This is a genomic window from Stenotrophomonas sp. STEN225, from assembly GCF_056756445.1.
Genome location: NZ_JBRRBV010000008.1, coordinates 1 through 16,701 on the forward strand (window position 1 = coordinate 1; position 16,701 = coordinate 16,701).

The window sequence follows — 16,701 nt, forward strand, 5'->3', positions numbered from 1 at the left end:
CGCAAGTACGTCCCTGTAGGCTCGGTCGCGCCATCCATGGCGCTCACGCCCCCGCAACCGGACCCACCCCGCCTTCGACAGTTTTGCACGATCTGTCGGAAATGCTCTTGGGGTCAGATCCGTTTTCCGCAGGAGAACGGATCTGACCCCGGAATTTCATTCGATATCTGACAGAGGTGTCGACCAAGGTCGACACCTACCAACAGCCGCCGGAATCTGTCGAAGGCGGCGCACTGCGGGTGCAGGGCGCAGCCCTGCCTGACCCCCTCAGATGTCTGTAGGAGCCAGTCCGTACTGCTCGGCGAAGCGCTTGCTGAAACTGGCCGCGGAACGGTAGCCCGCGCGTGCGGCCACGGTCTTCAGCGGCAGGTCGGTGGTGTACAGCAACTGCATGGCGTGGGCCAGTCGTGCCTCGGTCAGCAGCTGGCGCAGGCTGGTGCGCTCGGCCGCAAGCCGACGACGCAGGGTGGCGCCGCTCAGTGCGAACTGCTCCTCCAGATCACGCGATTGCCAGTCGCGCGCAGGTTCAGCGGCGACGCGATCCCGTATCTGCTCACCCAGCGTCGGTGCAGTGGGCAGCAACAGGTTGCCGTGGCCTTGCCGGCACAGGGTCAGCACCATCGAGGCCAGGGCCAGCCGGGCGTCGCTGTAATGGCCATCCTGCAGCGATTGCCGCCAGCGGCGCAGCACGGCGCCATGTTCGGCCAGCGACAACCGCGCCATCGACGGACCGGCGCTGGGCAGTTCCTCGTTCCACAGTGTCCGCGCCGCGGCCAGCACTTCCGCACACAGCGGCACGATGGCGCTGAGGTAACGGCCGCTGCGCGGGTCTGGACGGTTGACCACGTCGATGCGGCAACGCTGGGTCAGCAGCAGTATGTCGCCGGGCGCGAACTCCAGCGTCTGGTGTGCGGTACGTACCTGCTTGCGTCCTTCCAGCAGGATCGCGAACTGCGGTTGCGGGATCTCCACCGAGCTGGCGCCATGCTCGCGCCGTGCGGTGACGCAGGCATAACCCTCGGCGCGATCACAACCGGCCAGCGAAGACATCTCGGCCAGCAGCGCCGTTGCGGCGGGCAGCATCGTGGTCATGTCACGTGGGCTCCCAGCAGCCGGCCGACGCCGGCGGCTGCAGCCATTGCCAGTGCGCCCCAGAACATGACGCGCAGGGCGCCGCGCAGGGCAGGCGCACCTCCGGCGCGGGCCGCCATCGCGCCGGTCACGCACAGGCCCAGCAGGGTGCTGGCAGTGGTCACCCCTGCCACGGAGTCGGCCGGTGCCAGCAGTGCGGTCAGCACCGGCAGGGCCGCCCCACAGGTGAAGGCTGCGGCGGAGGCCAGTGCGGCCTGCAGCGGCCGGGCGCGCAGGGTATCGGTGATGCCCAGTTCGTCGCGAGCGTGCGCACCGAGGGCATCATGGGCCGTGAGCTGTTCGGCCACCTGCCGCGCCAGCGCCGGGGCCAGGCCGCGATGGCGGTAGATGGCGGCCAGCTCTTCCAGCTCGCTGTGCGGATCGTCCTGCAGTTCGCGCTTCTCCATCGCCAGGTCGGCGCCTTCGGTGTCGGCCTGGGTCTGCACCGAGACGTACTCGCCGGCGGCCATCGACATCGCCCCTGCGACCGTGCCCGCCAGGCCGGTGGCCAGCAGGGTGCTGGCCGATGCGCCACTGGCGGCAACGCCGACCACCAGCCCTGCCACTGAAACGATGCCGTCGTTGGCGCCGAGCACGGCGGCGCGCAGCCAGCCGACGCGGTCGGCCCTGTGTCGTTCCGGATGGCGCGAATGACGGGTCATGCCTTGCAGTGTACGAGGGTCAAGAGGTCGTCGGTAGGATGCTGAAACCCGTCTCCGTCGCATGCTGCGACGGGGCGCCACGCTATAGTGCGCCCTTGCGATGGAAGGCTCCCAGCCCCACATCCCCCGTCACCGTACAGCGAGTCTTCCCCTTGTCGAGCCCCAGCCACGTCGCCGATACGCCCATTACCGACCGCTCGCAGCTGGTGGAGGTGATCGCCTCCGGCGAAAAGCCCCGCGTGCAGTGGCGCATCGGCACCGAGCACGAGAAGTTCGGCTTCCGCCTGGACGACCTGCGACCGCCGGCCTTTGAAGGCGAGCGTGGCATCGAGGCCCTGCTCAACGGCCTGGTCCGTTTCGGCTGGGAACCCGTGCAGGAAAACGGCAACACCATCGCCCTGCTGCGCGATGGCGCGTCGGTGACGCTGGAACCGGCCGGCCAGCTGGAACTGTCCGGCGCGGCGCTGGAGACCATCCACCAGACCTGCGTGGAGACCGGTACCCATCTGAACGAAGTGGCGCAGGTGGCCGGCGAGCTCCAGTTGGGCTTCCTGGGCATGGGCTTCCAGCCGAAGTGGGCGCGCGATGAGATGCCGTGGATGCCGAAGGGCCGCTACAGGATCATGCGCGCGTACATGCCCAAGGTCGGTTCGCTCGGCCTGGACATGATGACCCGTACCTGCACGGTGCAGGTCAACCTGGACTACGCCAGCGAAGCGGACATGGTGAAAAAGTTCCGTGTTTCGCTGGCACTGCAGCCGATCGCCACCGCGCTGTTCGCCGACTCGCCGTTCACCGAAGGCAAGCCGAACGGCTACCTGAGCTATCGATCGCACATCTGGACCGACACCGACGCCGACCGCACCGGCATGCTCGACTTCGTGTTCGAGGATGGCTTCGGCTATGAGCGTTACGTCGATTACCTGCTGGACGTGCCGATGTACTTCTCCTACCGCGATGGCATCTACCACGATGCCAGCGGGCAGAGCTTCCGCGATTTCATGCAGGGCCGGTTGCCGGTGCTGCCGGGCGAGTTGCCGACCCTGCGCGATTGGTCGGACCACACGACCACGGCGTTCCCGGAAGTGCGCCTGAAGAAGTATCTGGAGATGCGGGGCGCCGATGGCGGTCCGTGGAGCCGCCTGTGCGCCCTGCCGGCGTTCTGGGTCGGCCTGCTGTACGACGACACCGCGCTGGATGCGGCCTGGGATCTGGTGCGTGACTTCACCCTGGCCGAGCGCCATGTCCTGCGCGACGGCGTGCCGAAGCATGCGATGAACCTGCCGTTCCGCGATGGCACCGTGCGCGATCTGGCGCGCGAGGCGGTGAAGATTTCCGTTGAAGGCCTGAAGCGCCGCGCCGCGCGCAATGCCGATGGCCAGGACGAGAGCAAGTTCCTGGATGTGCTGCAGGAGATCGTCGAATCCGGCCTGACACCGGCCGAGCGCAAGCTGGCGCTGTTCCATGGTCGCTGGCACGGCAACGTGGACCCGGTGTTCCGGGAATTCGCGTACTGAATGCGGCCGCCGGGCATGGCCCGGCGGGTGTTGCGCGCAAAAAAACTCCGGCCTCCACGCCGGGGTTTTTCATTCCATCAGCCGGGCCGTCAGGCCTTGAGGCTGGCCATGTCGATCACGAAGCGATAGCGCACATCGTTCTTCGCCATGCGTTCCCACGCGTGGTTGACATCCTTGATGTCGATCACCTCAACATCGCTGACGATGTTGTGCTCGGCGCAGAAATCCATCATTTCCTGGGTCTCGGCCATGCCGCCGATGGCCGAGCCGGTGACGTGCTTGCGGCCGAAGATCACGCTGGCACCCATCAGGGGCGGGTCCAGCTCGGTGATGACGCCGACCAGACACATGGTGGCATCGCGCTTGAGCAGGCTCATGTACGGGTTGGTGTCATGGCTGACCGGCACGGTGTTGAGCAGGAAGTCGAAGCTGTTGGCGTGCGCCTTCATCTGCGCCGGATCGCGCGAGACCAGCACCTCGTCCGCGCCCAGGCGCTTGGCGTCGGCGCCCTTTTCCGGGGTGGTGGTGATCATCACTACGGTGGCGCCCATCGCCTTGGCAAACTTCACGCCCATGTGGCCCAGGCCACCCAGGCCGATCACGCCCACCTTCTGGCCGGGGCCGACCTTCCAATGGCGCAGCGGCGAGTAGGTGGTGATGCCGGCGCACAGCAGCGGCGCGGCGGCCTTCAGGTCCAGCGTCTCGGAGACCTTCACCACGAAGCGCTGCTCGACCACGATGTGGTCGGAGTAGCCGCCCATCGTCAGCTCACCGGTATTGCGGTCGCGGCTGTTGTAGGTATAGGTCGGGCCCTTTTCGCAGTACTGCTCAAGGTCGTGGTCGCAGGCATCGCAATGGCGACAGGAATCCACCATGCAGCCGACGCCGGCGATATCGCCGACGCTGAGGCGGGTGACGGCCGGACCGACTTCGACCACGCGGCCGATGATTTCGTGGCCGGGAACCATCGGGTACTCCGCGCCGCCCCAGTCGTCGCGGGCCTGGTGCAGGTCGGAGTGGCAGATGCCGCTGTACAGCACTTCGATGCGGACATCGTTGGCGCCGACGGCGCGGCGTTCGAAGGTGAAGGGCTCGAGCGGAGCGGTATTGGTACGCACCGCATAACCATGGGCGAGGGACATGGGGAATCCTTGGCGGGGTTTGTGGAAAGGCGTTTTACAATACGCCCCTCATACCCGCCCACAAAGCGGGGATATCGGCATGATTCATCAAGGCAGACTGCACAATCATGGCCACTGACAATCTCACCCACCTGGCCGCCTTCGCGGCGGTGGCCCGCCACCGCAGCTTCCGCCGGGCCGGCGCCGAGCTGGCCCTGTCGACCTCGGCGGTGAGCTATGCGATCCGGGCACTGGAAGAGCGGTTGGGGGTGGGCCTGTTCCATCGAACTACCCGCAGCGTGGCCCTGACCGAGGCCGGGCAGCGCCTGCTGGACCGGTTGCAGCCGGCGCTGGGCCAGGTGCACGAGGCGCTGGAGGAGATGAACCAGTTCAGGGACAGCCCGACGGGCCTGCTGCGCATCAACGCGGCCCGCGCGGCGGTACCGACCCAGCTCGGCCCACGCCTGACCCGCTTCCTGCGCGCGCACCCCGATGTGCGCCTGGAGCTGACCGAGAACGATGGGCTGGTGGACATCGTCGCCGAAGGCTTCGATGCCGGCGTGCGCCTGCATGAGTTCGTGCCCGAGGACATGGTGGCCGTGCCGCTGGGCCCGGCCCTGCACGGCATGATCGTGGCCTCGCCCGAGTATCTGCGCCAGCACCCGGCGCCGCAGCATCCCCGCGACCTGCTGCAGCACGAATGCATCCGCTTCCGCTTCGCCAGCGGTCACCTGTACAAGTGGCAGTTCGACCGCGATGGGCAGTCGCTGGAAATCGACGTGCGTGGGCGACTGACGCTGAGCGAGCAGACCACCATCATGCGCGCGGTGCTGGATGGCTTCGGCCTGGCCTATGTTCTCGAGGATGCCGCGCGCCCGCACATCGAGGCCGGGCGGATGGTGGCGGTACTGCAGGACTGGAGCGAACCGTTTCCCGGCTTCGTGCTGTATTACCCCAGGCAACGGCAGATGGCGTCGGCCTTGCGCGCATTCGTGGACATGCTGCGCGAATAGATCCATGCCTGCGCGGACGCTGCCTGTCGAGGTAAAGTGCGCGCCGATCCAATCACAGGGACGTTCATGCATACGCTTGCCGAGATCGAACTGGCCACCGGCCAGACCTTTCCTGCTCTCTACCACCGGCTCGATACGGAAGACCGGCTGAGCTGGGGGGCGACCCATCCGCAATGGGCGCAGGTGTGCCTTCCGGAGCTGCAACCGGTACCGCCGATTCTGTTGTATGCGCAGGATTACGAGCCGCTTGAGCGTGGCGAACTGCTCGAGGCCTGGCAGGAGCTGACTGCAGAGGATCACTACAACCCATTGCGCCAGGATCTGCAGCTGCTGCCGTTCGCCCGCACGGGGGCCGGTGACAGCTACTGCTTCTGGACCAATGCGCCGGGCTGCGACGAGCCGCCGGTGCTGCTGGTGTGGCACGACGATGATCGCGCTGACGTACTGGCCCGCAACCTTCAGGATTTCCTGTTCCGCAAGATGGTGGAGGCAGTGGCGGACTACGAGGCCCCCTACACGCTGTTGTCGCACGGTGACCTGGCCGACAATCTCCAGCGCTGGCTGGGCTCGCATCGCGCGTGGCTGCGGGACGACCAGGCCACTGCGCTGGAGGCCCTGTTTGCACGCAGCGCAGAGATCGAGCAGGGAGAGATCGATGAGGATCAGGCGCAGGCGCTGGTGCAGCAGCTGATCGGATTCGAGCGGCTGGACGAATCATTCGCCTACGTGCGCTGATGCTGGCGGCGGGCCCGGTGCATTCCGCCGATCAATCCAGCAAGGCGTCGTAGCCGGGGCCGGTGAACTGGATCAGGCAGAAGCCGTGTCCGAACGGATCCGCCAGCATTGCGATGCGCCCCCATGAACGCTCGCGTGGCGCCTGCTCGAGCGCCGCGCCTGCCGCCAACGCCTGGGCAAGGGCGGCGTCGAGGTCCTCCACGATCCAGTCGATGTGCAGCGCGGTCCAGTGACGTTCGTAATCCCGCACGTCACCGTCGACGGTAGCTGCGCTGCCCGCTTCGTTCTGCAGCAGATAGAGCGGTGTCGGGCCGCCCAGCAGTTCCAGCACCTCCGGGCCGAGACGGCGCCCGGCATGGAGGCCGAAGGCGCGTGTGTAGAACGCCTCGGCGGCCGCGAGGTCCGGAACGTCCAGATTGATGATGAAGGGGATCATGGCCCGGGTCCTGCGTTGTGCCAGGCACCATGCGCCGATGATTCCCGTCGATCAAGAGGGTGCGCGGTTTGAGGCAGCGCGTCGCGGAAAGGCGCCGGCGATCGTTCTAGACTCGAGCGATCGAACCTGCATGGGAGTGGCTCTGATGGGACTGCGCGAATGGGGGAGGGGGGCCGCACTGGCCGTGCTGCTCGCAGCCACTGGCGTCGGCATCGCGGATGCGCGTGACAGCCAGGCACCGGTGATGTCCGGCAATCCGATCCTGCCGGGCTGGTACGCGGACCCGGAGGCGGCCGTATTCGGCAGCACCTACTGGATCTTCCCCACGCGCTCGCGGCCCTATGCAGAACAGGTTGCCTTCGATGCCTTTTCGTCGCCCGACCTGGTGCACTGGCGCCGGCACGACAGCGTGCTGTCCATCGAGAACATTCCCTGGGCCAGGCAGGCGTTGTGGGCACCCTCGGTGGTGGCCAACGACGGGCGCTACTTCTTCTTCTTCTCCGCCAATGACATCCAGAACGACGGCGAGACCGGTGGCATCGGCGTGGCCGTGGCCGACCAGCCCGAAGGGCCTTACCGCGATCTGCTCGGCAAGCCACTGGTGGGCGCGTTCCACAATGGCGCGCAGCCGATCGACCAGTATGTGTTCAAGGATGACGATGGTGCCTGGTACATGATCTATGGCGGCTGGAAGCACGCCAACATCGTGCGCCTGAAGGCGGATTTCAGCGGCCTGCTGCCCTGGGACGACGGCACGCTGTTCAAGGAGATCACGCCGGCGCCGGAGTACGTGGAAGGTCCGCTGATGTTCAAGCGGGGCGGTCGCTACTACTTCATGTGGTCCGAAGGCGGCTGGGGCGAGCCGGACTACTCGGTGGCCTATGCGATCGCCGACGCGCCGACCGGGCCGTTCACACGCATCGGCCGGGTCCTGCAGCAGGACCCGGCCATCGCGACCAGCGCCGGGCACCACTCCCTGATCCACGCGCCCGGCGATGACACGTGGTACATCGTCTACCACCGCCGGCCGCTCGACCAGACCGACCGCAATGCCCGCGTCACCGCGATCGATCGCCTGTACTTCGACGCGCAGGGCCGCATCCTGCCGGTGAAGATGACGCACGAGGGCGTACCCGCGCACCGCCTGCGCTGAGGCGCAGGATGTACCTTTCCGCCACCTGTGTATACTATCCCCCAGTATAGTTCCTGAGTCACCCTGCCATGCCGCACTCTCCCGAAGAGAAGAAGAAGGTCCTGGCCCGCGTGCGCCGCATCCGCGGCCAGTGCGATGCACTGGACCGTGCGCTGGAAGCCGGCGCCGACTGCGGGCCCGTGCTGCAGCAGATCGCCGCCATCCGCGGGGCGGTCAACGGGCTGATGTCCGAGGTGATGGAAGCCCACCTGCGCGAAGAGTTCGGACAACCCGCAGCGTCCGATGAACAGCGCGCCGAGCGCGTGCGCGAGATGAGCGGGCTGATCCGCTCGTACCTGAAATAAGCAACGGCGCAGCATAGCGTCGTCCATCTGTTACTGCCTGTCTTTGGAGAATCCCACCATGAAATCCCGTGCCGCCGTCGCCTTTGCTCCCGGCCAGCCGCTGCAGATCGTCGAGATCGACGTCGCCCCGCCGAAGGCCGGCGAAGTGCTGGTCAAGATCACCCACACCGGCGTCTGCCACACCGATGCGTTCACCCTGTCAGGGGATGATCCGGAAGGTCTGTTCCCGGTGGTGCTGGGCCATGAAGGTGCCGGCATCGTGGTGGAAGTAGGCGAGGGCGTGACCAGCGTCAAGCCGGGTGACCACGTGATTCCGCTGTACACCGCCGAGTGCGGCGAATGCCTGTTCTGCAAGAGTGGCAAGACCAACCTGTGCGTGTCGGTACGCGCGACCCAGGGCAAGGGCGTGATGCCCGATGGCACCAGCCGCTTCAGCTACAACGGCGAGCCGATCTATCACTACATGGGCTGCTCGACGTTCAGCGAGTACACAGTGGTGGCCGAAGTCTCGCTGGCGAAGATCAATCCGCAGGCGAACCCGGAACATGTCTGCCTGCTCGGCTGCGGTGTCACTACCGGCATCGGTGCGGTGCACAACACGGCCAAGGTGCAGGAAGGCGACAGCGTGGCAGTGTTCGGCCTCGGCGGCATCGGCCTGGCCGTGATCCAGGGCGCGCGCCAGGCCAAGGCCGGCCGCATCATCGCGGTGGATACCAATCCGTCCAAGTTCGAGCTGGCGCGTGAGTTCGGTGCGACCGACTGCATCAATCCGAAGGACTTCGACAAGCCGATCCAGCAGGTCATTGTTGAAATGACCACCTGGGGCGTGGACCACAGCTTCGAGTGCATCGGCAACGTCAACGTGATGCGCGCGGCGCTGGAATGCGCGCACCGTGGCTGGGGCCAGAGCGTGGTGATCGGCGTGGCCGGCGCCGGCCAGGAAATCTCCACCCGTCCCTTCCAGCTGGTCACCGGCCGCAAGTGGATGGGCACGGCCTTCGGTGGCGTCAAGGGTCGCAGCCAGCTGCCGGGCATGGTGGAGGACGCGATGAAGGGCGACATCGAACTGGCGCCGTTCGTCACCCACACCATGGATCTGGACGGGATCAACGATGCCTTCGATCTGATGCACGAAGGCAAGTCGATCCGTTCGGTCGTGCACTACTGAGCCATCCCGGGTGGCAGGCCGTCAGGGCTGCCACCCTTCTGGAGAGACACCATGGAACGCATCGAACATCGTGCCTGCTTCGGCGGTTGGCAGGACGTGTACCGTCATCCCTCGTCCACGCTGGGCTGCGACATGCAGTTCGCCGTTTACCTGCCGCCGCAGGCGGAAACGCAGGCGCTGCCGGTGCTGTACTGGCTGAGCGGACTGACCTGCACCGAACAGAACGTCATCACCAAGGCGGGCGCGCAGCGCTATGCGGCCGAACATGGCGTGATTCTGGTCGCGCCCGACACCAGCCCGCGTGGCGACGATGTCGCCGACGCGGAGGGCTACGATCTGGGCAAGGGTGCCGGCTTCTACCTCAACGCCACCCGCGAGCCGTGGTCCAAGCACTACCGCATGCATGACTATGTGGCGCAGGAACTGCCGGCGCTGATCGAGGCGAACTTCGTGGTGACCGGGGCACGCGCGATCAGTGGTCACTCGATGGGAGGTCACGGTGCACTGGTGGTCGCGCTGCGCAATCCGGGGCGTTACCGCAGCGTGTCGGCATTTTCGCCGATTGTTGCCCCCAGCCAGGTGCCCTGGGGACAGAAGGCGTTCCAGGCCTATCTGGGCGACAACCGCGCCGACTGGGCCGCGTGGGATGCCTGCGAACTGATCGCTGCGGCCAGCGAACGCTTGCCGCTGCTGGTGGACCAGGGCGGGGCCGATGAGTTCCTGCAGAGCCAGCTGCAGCCGCAGCGCCTGCAGCAGGCCTGCGACGCCGTCGGCCATCCGCTGACCCTGCGCCTGCAGGATGGCTACGACCACAGCTATTACTTCATCGCCAGCTTCATCGGCGAGCACATCGCTCACCACGCCCGCGCGCTGCACGGCTGAATAGCCCGCGTGACAGCTGCGGTCCCGGGGACGCAACCGCGCATGCCCCGGCGCGACGGAACGCCTGCGTCGATGTAGCGCCGCGCCATGCCCGGCGCAGGGGCAGGGGAAGCAGGTGTGGCGTGGATCACGCCTCCATGGCGGCCTGTCGCGCTATCGTGCGTGCAGACAGGCTTGCGCAGTGGGGGATGCATGCCGGTAGTGCTGGCGCTGCTGTACGTGTTCGGCCATGGCCTGGTCGTGGCCCTGTGGCCGGGGCCGGCAGGCCTGGGTTCGTTCGTGTTCCTCACCGGCGCTCCGCTGCTGGCCGCCGCCGCATGCCTGTGGCGCGCGCGTGCGGATCGCGCCGCGCTGGGCTGGCGTGCCATCGCGCTGGCACTGCTGCTGTGGGCGGGGGGCATGGGCATCAACATGCTCGATGCACTCAGTGCCGACCGCCCCGACATCACCCCGGGCGCCAGCCTGCTGCTGTACGTGCTGTATGGCGTGCCGCTGGTGTTCATCCTGGCCCGCTCGCGGCGGGAGCGCTGGGCCATCAGCGTGATCGACGGAATCATGGCGGCCCTGCTGGGCGTGCTGTTCTTCGTGCATACCCAGTCATTTGCCGACCATGTCGGCATCGACGACCAGGCGCTGGCCAACATGCAGCGCATGTTCGATATCCAGAACCTGTGCATCGCTGTCTTTGCCATCGTGCGCTGGGTGTCCTGTGATGTCCCGGAGCGACGCAGCGTGTTCCGCGCGCTGGCGCTGTACGCGCTGGCCTATCTGCTGGTGGCCTACTACATCAACCACTTCACCTCCGAACAGTCTTTCGGCGCCTACAACGATCTGCTGATCGACGTGCCGTTCCTGTTGCTCGCGCTGCTGGCACTGCGGCGGTCGCCAGCTACCGGATTCGTGCTGCAGCCGCGGCTGGCCCGGCTGGTGCAGGCCGGCGGCCCGATCATCCTGCCGCTGCTGTTGCTGGTGGTGGGCACCCTGGTGGTGGACCATGCCAGGCCCCTGGCATTGGCTGGATTCGTTCTGGCCACGTTGGGCTTCAGCCTGCGCAGTGCGCTTCTGCAGATCGATCTGCTGGAACGGCAGGCCGGGCTCGACCAGCTCGCGCGCCAGGATGGCCTGACCGGCGTAGCCAACCGCCGCCAGTTCGATGCCGAACTGCAGGCCGAATGGAACCGGGCGCGGCGGAGCGGCAGCGAACTGGCGCTGCTGCTGGTCGATATCGATCATTTCAAGGCGTTCAACGATGCCCATGGTCATCCCGCCGGCGACCGTTGCCTGCAGGCCGTGGCGGCGCTGCTGCAGCACAGCGCCGGGCGTGCGGGCGACAGCGTGGCGCGCTACGGCGGTGAGGAATTCGCGGTGATCGTGCCCGGCACGCCGTTGGACGGCGTACAGGCCTTGGCCGAGCGACTGCGACGCGCGGTGGAAGCGCTGCAGTTGCCGGAAGGGCGGGTCAGCATCAGCGTCGGCATCGCGTTCCTGCATCCGCCGGCAACAGCCGATGCCGGACAGCTGCTCGCCGATGCGGATGCGGCGTTGTATGCGGCCAAACGCGCGGGACGCAATCGCGTGGCCATGCAGGGGGCAGCACCGGCTGGCGCAGACCGCCGCTAGCCCCCGCCCCCGCGCATTCGCCAAGGGAGCGCGGTTGCGCCGCCGGTGGCTGTCGCCCGCGGACGCGCCTTCGTCGGCTGTACCGGCACTCCGTCGCACCGCGCTGGCGATCGCGCGGGAGCCGGTCCACCGTCAGCCCCAGTGTGGAGAGGAGCAGACATGCACAGAACCCTGGTGTCGCTGGCCGCGTGGAGCGCGATGGCCTTCAGTGCGCAGGCGGTCGCGGCCACGGCGGCGTCGCCTTGCGCCGCTGCGAGCTATCGGATGGCCGATGGCAGTACGCTGGACATCGGCCCGGGTGCGGGCGATCAGCTGCGCTGGCGCACGCCAGATGGTCGCAGCGGCGCACTGCAGCGCACCGCGGGCGATGCCTGGACCAGTACCCGCGGCTGGACCGGGCAGCCGGACGGGCACCGGATGGTGCTCACGGACTGTGGGAAGCGCGGCATCAGCGTCGATGGAATGAAGGGCGAGCGCATTCCGCTGCGGCAGATCGACACCCGTTTCAGCGGTGCCGGCGCAACGCTGCAGGGGCGGCTGACGCTGCCTCCGGGCGATGCGCCGGTTCCACTGGTGGTGCTGGTGCATGGTGCGGAGAACAGCTCCGCGCTGGAGCGCTACTCGCTGCAGCGCGAGTTCGCCAGTGCCGGCATCGCCGTGTTCGCGTACGACAAGCGGGGCACGGGACGCTCTGGCGGGCGGTACACGCAGAACTACCTGACCCTGGCCAATGATCTGATCCTGGCCACGCGCGAAGCACGCCGGTTGGCGGGGGCACGTGCGCAGCGGGTCGGCTACCAGGCCGGCAGCCAGGGTGGCTGGGTGGCGCCGCTGGCGGCACGCATCGAGCCTGTGGATTTCATCGTGATCAGCTTCGGCCTGGCGGTCTCGCCGCTGGAGGAAGACCGCGAGGCGATCGCTTTCGACATGCAGCGGGCCGGCCAGGACGCAGAAGCCACTGCGCAGGCGATGCAGATCGCCGATGCGGTGGCGACCATCGTCGAAAGCGGATTCACCGAGGGATTCGATGTACTGGCGGAGGTGAAGCAGCGTTACCAGCATGCGCCCTGGTTCCCTGCGGTACGCGGGAACATTGCCGGGTATCTGTTGTCGACTCCGGAGGTCACTGCGCGCGAGCAGGGGCCGCGGCTGCTGGACGGGGTGCCGGCCCATTACGACCCTTTACCGGTGCTCACGCATCTGCAGGTGCCGCAGTTGTGGATCTTTGGCGGGCAGGACCGCGATGCGCCGCCGGGGGAGACGCTCAGGCGTCTTGCGGTTCTGCAGGGCCAGGGACGGCCGATCTACACGGCCGTGTATGCAGACGCCGATCATGGCATGTACGAGTTCGAGCTGGATGCGGCCGGGGAACGTGTATCGACACGGCAGCCGGCCGGGTACTTCCAGCTGATGACGGACTTCATCCGTGGCGATGCGCTGCGGGCCGAATACGGCCAGGCCCGCCCCACGTCCGCGCGATGAGGGCTTCGACGGGCGAAGCCCAGCAGAAGCCAGCGCGTTCGCCGCTCAACGCACGTCGCGCAGTTCCCAGTGATGGCCGGCCAGCAGACGCAGGCGCTGCTTGAACACATCGCTGTCGATGCGGGTGGTGGCCACCAGGTTGATGCGCAGGTCCTTCTGCTCACCGGTTACGGTGGCGTCCGGGTCGGTCACGCCCCACTGCGGCTCCACTGCATCCGGATCGGGTTGCTTGGCTCTCCAGCGCTCGAACAGCGCGCCGCTGCGCAGGGCGTCCTGCAGTTCTTCGGCAAAGCCGGCGGCGCCCTGCGAATGGAAGGACAGGTCGGGGTCGTTGCCGCGGGCCTTGGACGGGTCGGGAAGGCTGATGTGGTACTGCGCAGGCATGGTGATCTCCTTGAAGTGCGGCAAGGCTGGCATAGACGCGGTGCAATGCTTGTGTACATCCGGCGCACCTGCATGCAGGCGTCGCCCGCCCTCATTCGAACCGATGCGGTCCATCGGCAAAGCCCACGGTAACGGCGCCCTTGCCGACGTTGACCATGCCGGTCAGGCTCATCACCGATTCGTACACGGTGACGCCGTGGGTGGCGCAGACGTCCGTCAGCTGCGCATAGCCGGGCAGGGCGCGCAGCTCCTCCAGCTCACCGCCATAGCTGACGCAGACTGTCGGTGTCATCAGTCCACTACGCACGCGCTGGCCAACCACGGCGAAGAGCTTCTGCACGGCATTGTCGAAGCCCTTGATCTTGGCTACCGGGCCGGTCTCACCGCGGTAGCCGTGCAGCACCGGCTTGATGTCCAGTGCGCTGCCCAGCGCGGCACTGAGCAGGCCGACACTGCGGTCGCCCTTGTGCCGCGCGCGGGCCCGCATGTAATACAGGTCACGGGTGACCATGTAGCCATGCACGTTGCCGGCCAGTTCCTCCAGCCGCTCGCGGATCTGCTGCACGCTGGCGTTGCTGTCGCGCAGGCGAACCGCTTCCACCGCCGTCACCGCCTGCGCGGCGAACAGGTTCTGGGTGTCGAGCACGCGCAGTGCGAAGGGCGAGTTGTAGCCCGCGGCCTGCCGCACCGGCTTGTAGTCGTTGAGGATGGCGAAGCTGGCCTGCAGGGCGTTGTCGTGGATCGGGCTGCGGGTCTTGGTGATGGTCATGCAGAAGACGTGGTCGTAGTCGATCACCAGCTGCTGCAGGAACAGGTCACGGATCTGGTTGACGCTGAAGGGGATGGTCTCCGCCTCGGCACCATGTTCGGCCACGTGTGCGTGCAGGAAGCTGAGCGTGGCCTGTTCGTCGCGGTGGTCGGCGAGTACGGCTTCGCCGATCCGTACGGTGATCGGGAGCAGCACGATGTTGTGTTCGGCAATGAACGCCTGCGGCAGGTCGCAGGCCGAGTCGACGACGATTCCGATGCGCATCCGCGGCTCCCCCTCCAGGGCGGTTGTTGGTTCGGAAGTGTGAAAAATATCTCAAAACGGGAGCCCGCGCGCGAGGGAAGCGCAGGCGCCCTGTTCAGCGTCTGCGCTGTACCGCGATCGGCAGGGCCTCCACCCGCTGCCATTCCGGCTGCCTCAGCAGGTCCGGATCGGCCAGCACAGCGGCCATCAGCGGGTGCGCGTCATTGCCCCAGAACAGCTCGTCGCCGATGGCCAAGGTCGGTACGCCGAACACGCCGGCCGCGAGCGCAGCCTCGGTGTTGCGCCGCAGCTGCTCCTTGACCTCTGCGGTTGCCGTGGCGGCCGCCACATCCGCGATGCCCAGCCGCGCGCCGGGTTCGCGCAGCGCCTCGGCGCTGTCGGCGGCGTTGCCCTCGCGCCAGATCCAGTCGAACAGCACGTCCACGGCCTGCGCGCCGCCGCCTGCGGCCAGGCACAGCCGCAGAGCGGCCAGCGGGTTGAACGGGTGGGCAGGCGGGAAGCGCAGCGTCACGCCTTCCGCCTGCGCGTTCCAGAGCAACTGGCGGTAGATGAAGCGCCGCTTGGCCGGGATCTCGGCCGGGCCGAGATTGCCAAGCTGCTGCAGCACCGCCCCGAAGGCGATCGGCACCGGCTGTACCTGTGCGAACTGGGGCAGTTGCTTGACCTTCTGCCAATGCAGGTAGGAGTAGGGCGAGACGAAATCGAAGTACCAGTGCAGCGGGGCCATGGGGCTTTCCTCGTCGGTCAGGGCTGCGCGTTGCGCTGCAGATAGCGGTCGCGCAGGTCGGTCTGGCGCGAGCGCATCGGCATCGGCCGCCCTCCCATCCAGACCTGTTCGGCATAGTGCGCCACATCCAGCGGGTCGCCTTCCCACAGCACCAGGTCGGCGCGCTTGCCGGGCTCGATGCTGCCGATCTGGTCGGCCACCCCGAACGCCTGTGCGGGAACCCGGGTCAGGCCTGCCAGCCCGTCGGCCCAGGGCAGGCCATGGGCTACCGCATTGCCTGCGAGCTGGCGGATCTTGCGTGCGTTGTGCGAGGCATCGCCACGTTGCACGAAGCTGACGGGCACGCCCGCACGCTGCAGTCGTGCCGCGTTTTCCAGGGTGGCGCCGATCTGGTCGAAGCTGGCCGGCAGGTTGGCCAGCACGTCGACGAACACCGGCACGCCGGCCGCAGCCAGCTCCGGCGCCAGCTGCCAGGCTTCGCTGGCTCCAGACAGGGCGATCTTCACCTTTTCGCGTGCAGCCCAGCGCAGCAGCTGGCGGATATCGGCAGCGCGATCGATTTCAACCACGATGCGGCCCTGGCCGGCCAGATAGCGCGACAGTGTGCGGCGACCGGCCGGTGTCAGCACGGCGTGCGGTGAATCGGCGGCGACCTGGCCGCGCGCTTCATCCACCATCTGCTGCAGCAGCATCCACTGTGCTGCACGCGAATGACCGGTCAGTTCCGACGCTGCGGCGCCCAGCCGCAGGAACAGCGCACGTGGACCCAGCGGGTCGGCGCTGCCATCGAGCCGCATCACCCCGCCCTGGCCCGCCACGAAGCCACCGCCGGTGACGGCGCCCAGCGCGGTGAAGCCGATGCCCTCCAGTCGCGCCACCGGAATGAGCACCGACGCGGGGTTGTAGGCCAGGGTCACGTCGAACTCCGGACGCAGCGGTTGCTCGCCGATCTTCAGGCTGCTGTCGACCGTACTCGCTTCTCCCGAGACTTCCTCGATGCCGATCTCGGCGATGCCACCGAACAGCGCGGGCGTGAGCGGGCGGCCATCGGCTTCAACCACGGTCGTGCCGGCCGGTGCGGCCAGGCCCGTACCCACGGCACGGATGATGCCGCCCTGCACCAGCACATCGGCGTGCTGCAGGCTGCCGCGTGCGCCGGCGGTGTGAACCGTCGCGCCGCGCACCAGCAGATCCTGTGCCGATGCCGTGCCGGTGATGGCTGCCAGCACCATGATCGCAGCGCCGAGCCATGCCCGGTTGCGGCTGGAAGACCTTGCCATCTGCATGGAACCG

17 protein-coding genes are annotated in these 16,701 nt (G+C 67.4%); 9 read left to right on the plus strand and 8 right to left on the minus strand.

All coding sequences use genetic code 11. From position 1 onward, the window contains the following. Window positions 1-267: 267 nt before the first annotated feature. Complete coding sequence (locus ACVOJ1_RS09855) at window positions 268-1,092, minus strand: helix-turn-helix transcriptional regulator (protein ID WP_111186175.1); 825 nt, start codon at window positions 1,090-1,092, stop codon at window positions 268-270. After that, a complete protein-coding gene (locus ACVOJ1_RS09860; protein WP_065175139.1) occupies window positions 1,089-1,793 on the minus strand; it encodes a VIT1/CCC1 transporter family protein in 705 nt (234 codons plus the stop codon). Before ACVOJ1_RS09860 ends, ACVOJ1_RS09855 begins: the two co-directional genes overlap by 4 nt. A gap of 152 nt (window positions 1,794-1,945) precedes the next feature. Here ACVOJ1_RS09860 and ACVOJ1_RS09865 point away from each other — a divergent pair, with 152 nt between their 5' ends. After that, on the plus strand, window positions 1,946-3,310 hold the full coding sequence (locus tag ACVOJ1_RS09865) for a glutamate--cysteine ligase (protein WP_346480366.1): 1,365 nt from the start codon (window positions 1,946-1,948) through the stop codon (window positions 3,308-3,310). Between the two features lie 89 nt (window positions 3,311-3,399). On the opposite strand, the gene ACVOJ1_RS09870 is transcribed toward ACVOJ1_RS09865, so the two are convergent. After that, the gene (locus ACVOJ1_RS09870) at window positions 3,400-4,452 is read right to left on the minus strand and encodes an NAD(P)-dependent alcohol dehydrogenase (RefSeq protein ID WP_053517445.1); all 1,053 of its coding nucleotides are present in this window, start codon (window positions 4,450-4,452) and stop codon (window positions 3,400-3,402) included. Between the two features lie 107 nt (window positions 4,453-4,559). Here ACVOJ1_RS09870 and ACVOJ1_RS09875 point away from each other — a divergent pair, with 107 nt between their 5' ends. Both ACVOJ1_RS09875 and ACVOJ1_RS09880 read left to right on the plus strand, forming a co-directional pair. Next, window positions 4,560-5,444, plus strand: coding sequence for a LysR family transcriptional regulator (locus ACVOJ1_RS09875; protein ID WP_053517444.1), 885 nt, complete (start codon window positions 4,560-4,562; stop codon window positions 5,442-5,444). 66 nt (window positions 5,445-5,510) lie between these two features. Beyond that, complete coding sequence (locus tag ACVOJ1_RS09880) at window positions 5,511-6,179, plus strand: SMI1/KNR4 family protein (RefSeq protein WP_262100455.1); 669 nt, start codon at window positions 5,511-5,513, stop codon at window positions 6,177-6,179. A gap of 31 nt (window positions 6,180-6,210) precedes the next feature. Here ACVOJ1_RS09880 and ACVOJ1_RS09885 read toward each other — a convergent pair whose 3' ends face one another. After that, window positions 6,211-6,615 carry a VOC family protein gene (locus ACVOJ1_RS09885; RefSeq protein WP_065175136.1) on the minus strand — a complete coding sequence of 135 codons (405 nt, stop codon included), beginning with the start codon at window positions 6,613-6,615 and terminating at the stop codon, window positions 6,211-6,213. A gap of 145 nt (window positions 6,616-6,760) precedes the next feature. Between ACVOJ1_RS09885 and ACVOJ1_RS09890 the strand changes: the two genes are divergently transcribed. The 6 genes from ACVOJ1_RS09890 (at window position 6,761) to ACVOJ1_RS09915 (ending at window position 13,264) form a co-directional block, all read left to right on the plus strand. Further along, on the plus strand, window positions 6,761-7,768 hold the full coding sequence (locus ACVOJ1_RS09890) for a glycoside hydrolase family 43 protein (protein ID WP_065181800.1): 1,008 nt from the start codon (window positions 6,761-6,763) through the stop codon (window positions 7,766-7,768). A gap of 68 nt (window positions 7,769-7,836) precedes the next feature. Beyond that, window positions 7,837-8,112: a metal/formaldehyde-sensitive transcriptional repressor gene (locus ACVOJ1_RS09895; protein WP_053517440.1), complete on the plus strand. Its 276-nt coding sequence runs from the start codon at window positions 7,837-7,839 to the stop codon at window positions 8,110-8,112. Window positions 8,113-8,170: 58 nt separating this feature from the next. Beyond that, entirely contained in the window at window positions 8,171-9,280 is a 1,110-nt protein-coding gene (locus tag ACVOJ1_RS09900; RefSeq protein WP_065175135.1) for an S-(hydroxymethyl)glutathione dehydrogenase/class III alcohol dehydrogenase, read from the plus strand. A 51-nt stretch (window positions 9,281-9,331) separates the two neighbouring features. After that, window positions 9,332-10,162 carry an S-formylglutathione hydrolase gene (fghA, locus tag ACVOJ1_RS09905; protein WP_340044959.1) on the plus strand — a complete coding sequence of 277 codons (831 nt, stop codon included), beginning with the start codon at window positions 9,332-9,334 and terminating at the stop codon, window positions 10,160-10,162. Window positions 10,163-10,354: 192 nt separating this feature from the next. Further along, window positions 10,355-11,782, plus strand: coding sequence for a GGDEF domain-containing protein (locus tag ACVOJ1_RS09910; RefSeq protein ID WP_346475405.1), 1,428 nt, complete (start codon window positions 10,355-10,357; stop codon window positions 11,780-11,782). A 159-nt stretch (window positions 11,783-11,941) separates the two neighbouring features. Continuing rightward, on the plus strand, window positions 11,942-13,264 hold the full coding sequence (locus tag ACVOJ1_RS09915) for an alpha/beta hydrolase family protein (RefSeq protein ID WP_346475406.1): 1,323 nt from the start codon (window positions 11,942-11,944) through the stop codon (window positions 13,262-13,264). A 45-nt stretch (window positions 13,265-13,309) separates the two neighbouring features. Here the strand turns inward: ACVOJ1_RS09915 and ACVOJ1_RS09920 are convergent, their stop codons facing one another. From ACVOJ1_RS09920 to ACVOJ1_RS09935, 4 genes are all read right to left on the minus strand, one after another. Then, entirely contained in the window at window positions 13,310-13,648 is a 339-nt protein-coding gene (locus ACVOJ1_RS09920) for a hypothetical protein (RefSeq protein WP_346475407.1), read from the minus strand. Between the two features lie 91 nt (window positions 13,649-13,739). Continuing rightward, window positions 13,740-14,681, minus strand: coding sequence for a DegV family protein (locus ACVOJ1_RS09925; RefSeq protein WP_053517434.1), 942 nt, complete (start codon window positions 14,679-14,681; stop codon window positions 13,740-13,742). A gap of 94 nt (window positions 14,682-14,775) precedes the next feature. Then, window positions 14,776-15,408 carry a 2-hydroxychromene-2-carboxylate isomerase gene (locus ACVOJ1_RS09930; RefSeq protein WP_346475408.1) on the minus strand — a complete coding sequence of 211 codons (633 nt, stop codon included), beginning with the start codon at window positions 15,406-15,408 and terminating at the stop codon, window positions 14,776-14,778. A 17-nt stretch (window positions 15,409-15,425) separates the two neighbouring features. Next, the gene (locus ACVOJ1_RS09935) at window positions 15,426-16,694 is read right to left on the minus strand and encodes an amidohydrolase family protein (RefSeq protein ID WP_428999649.1); all 1,269 of its coding nucleotides are present in this window, start codon (window positions 16,692-16,694) and stop codon (window positions 15,426-15,428) included. Window positions 16,695-16,701 lie beyond the last annotated feature (7 nt).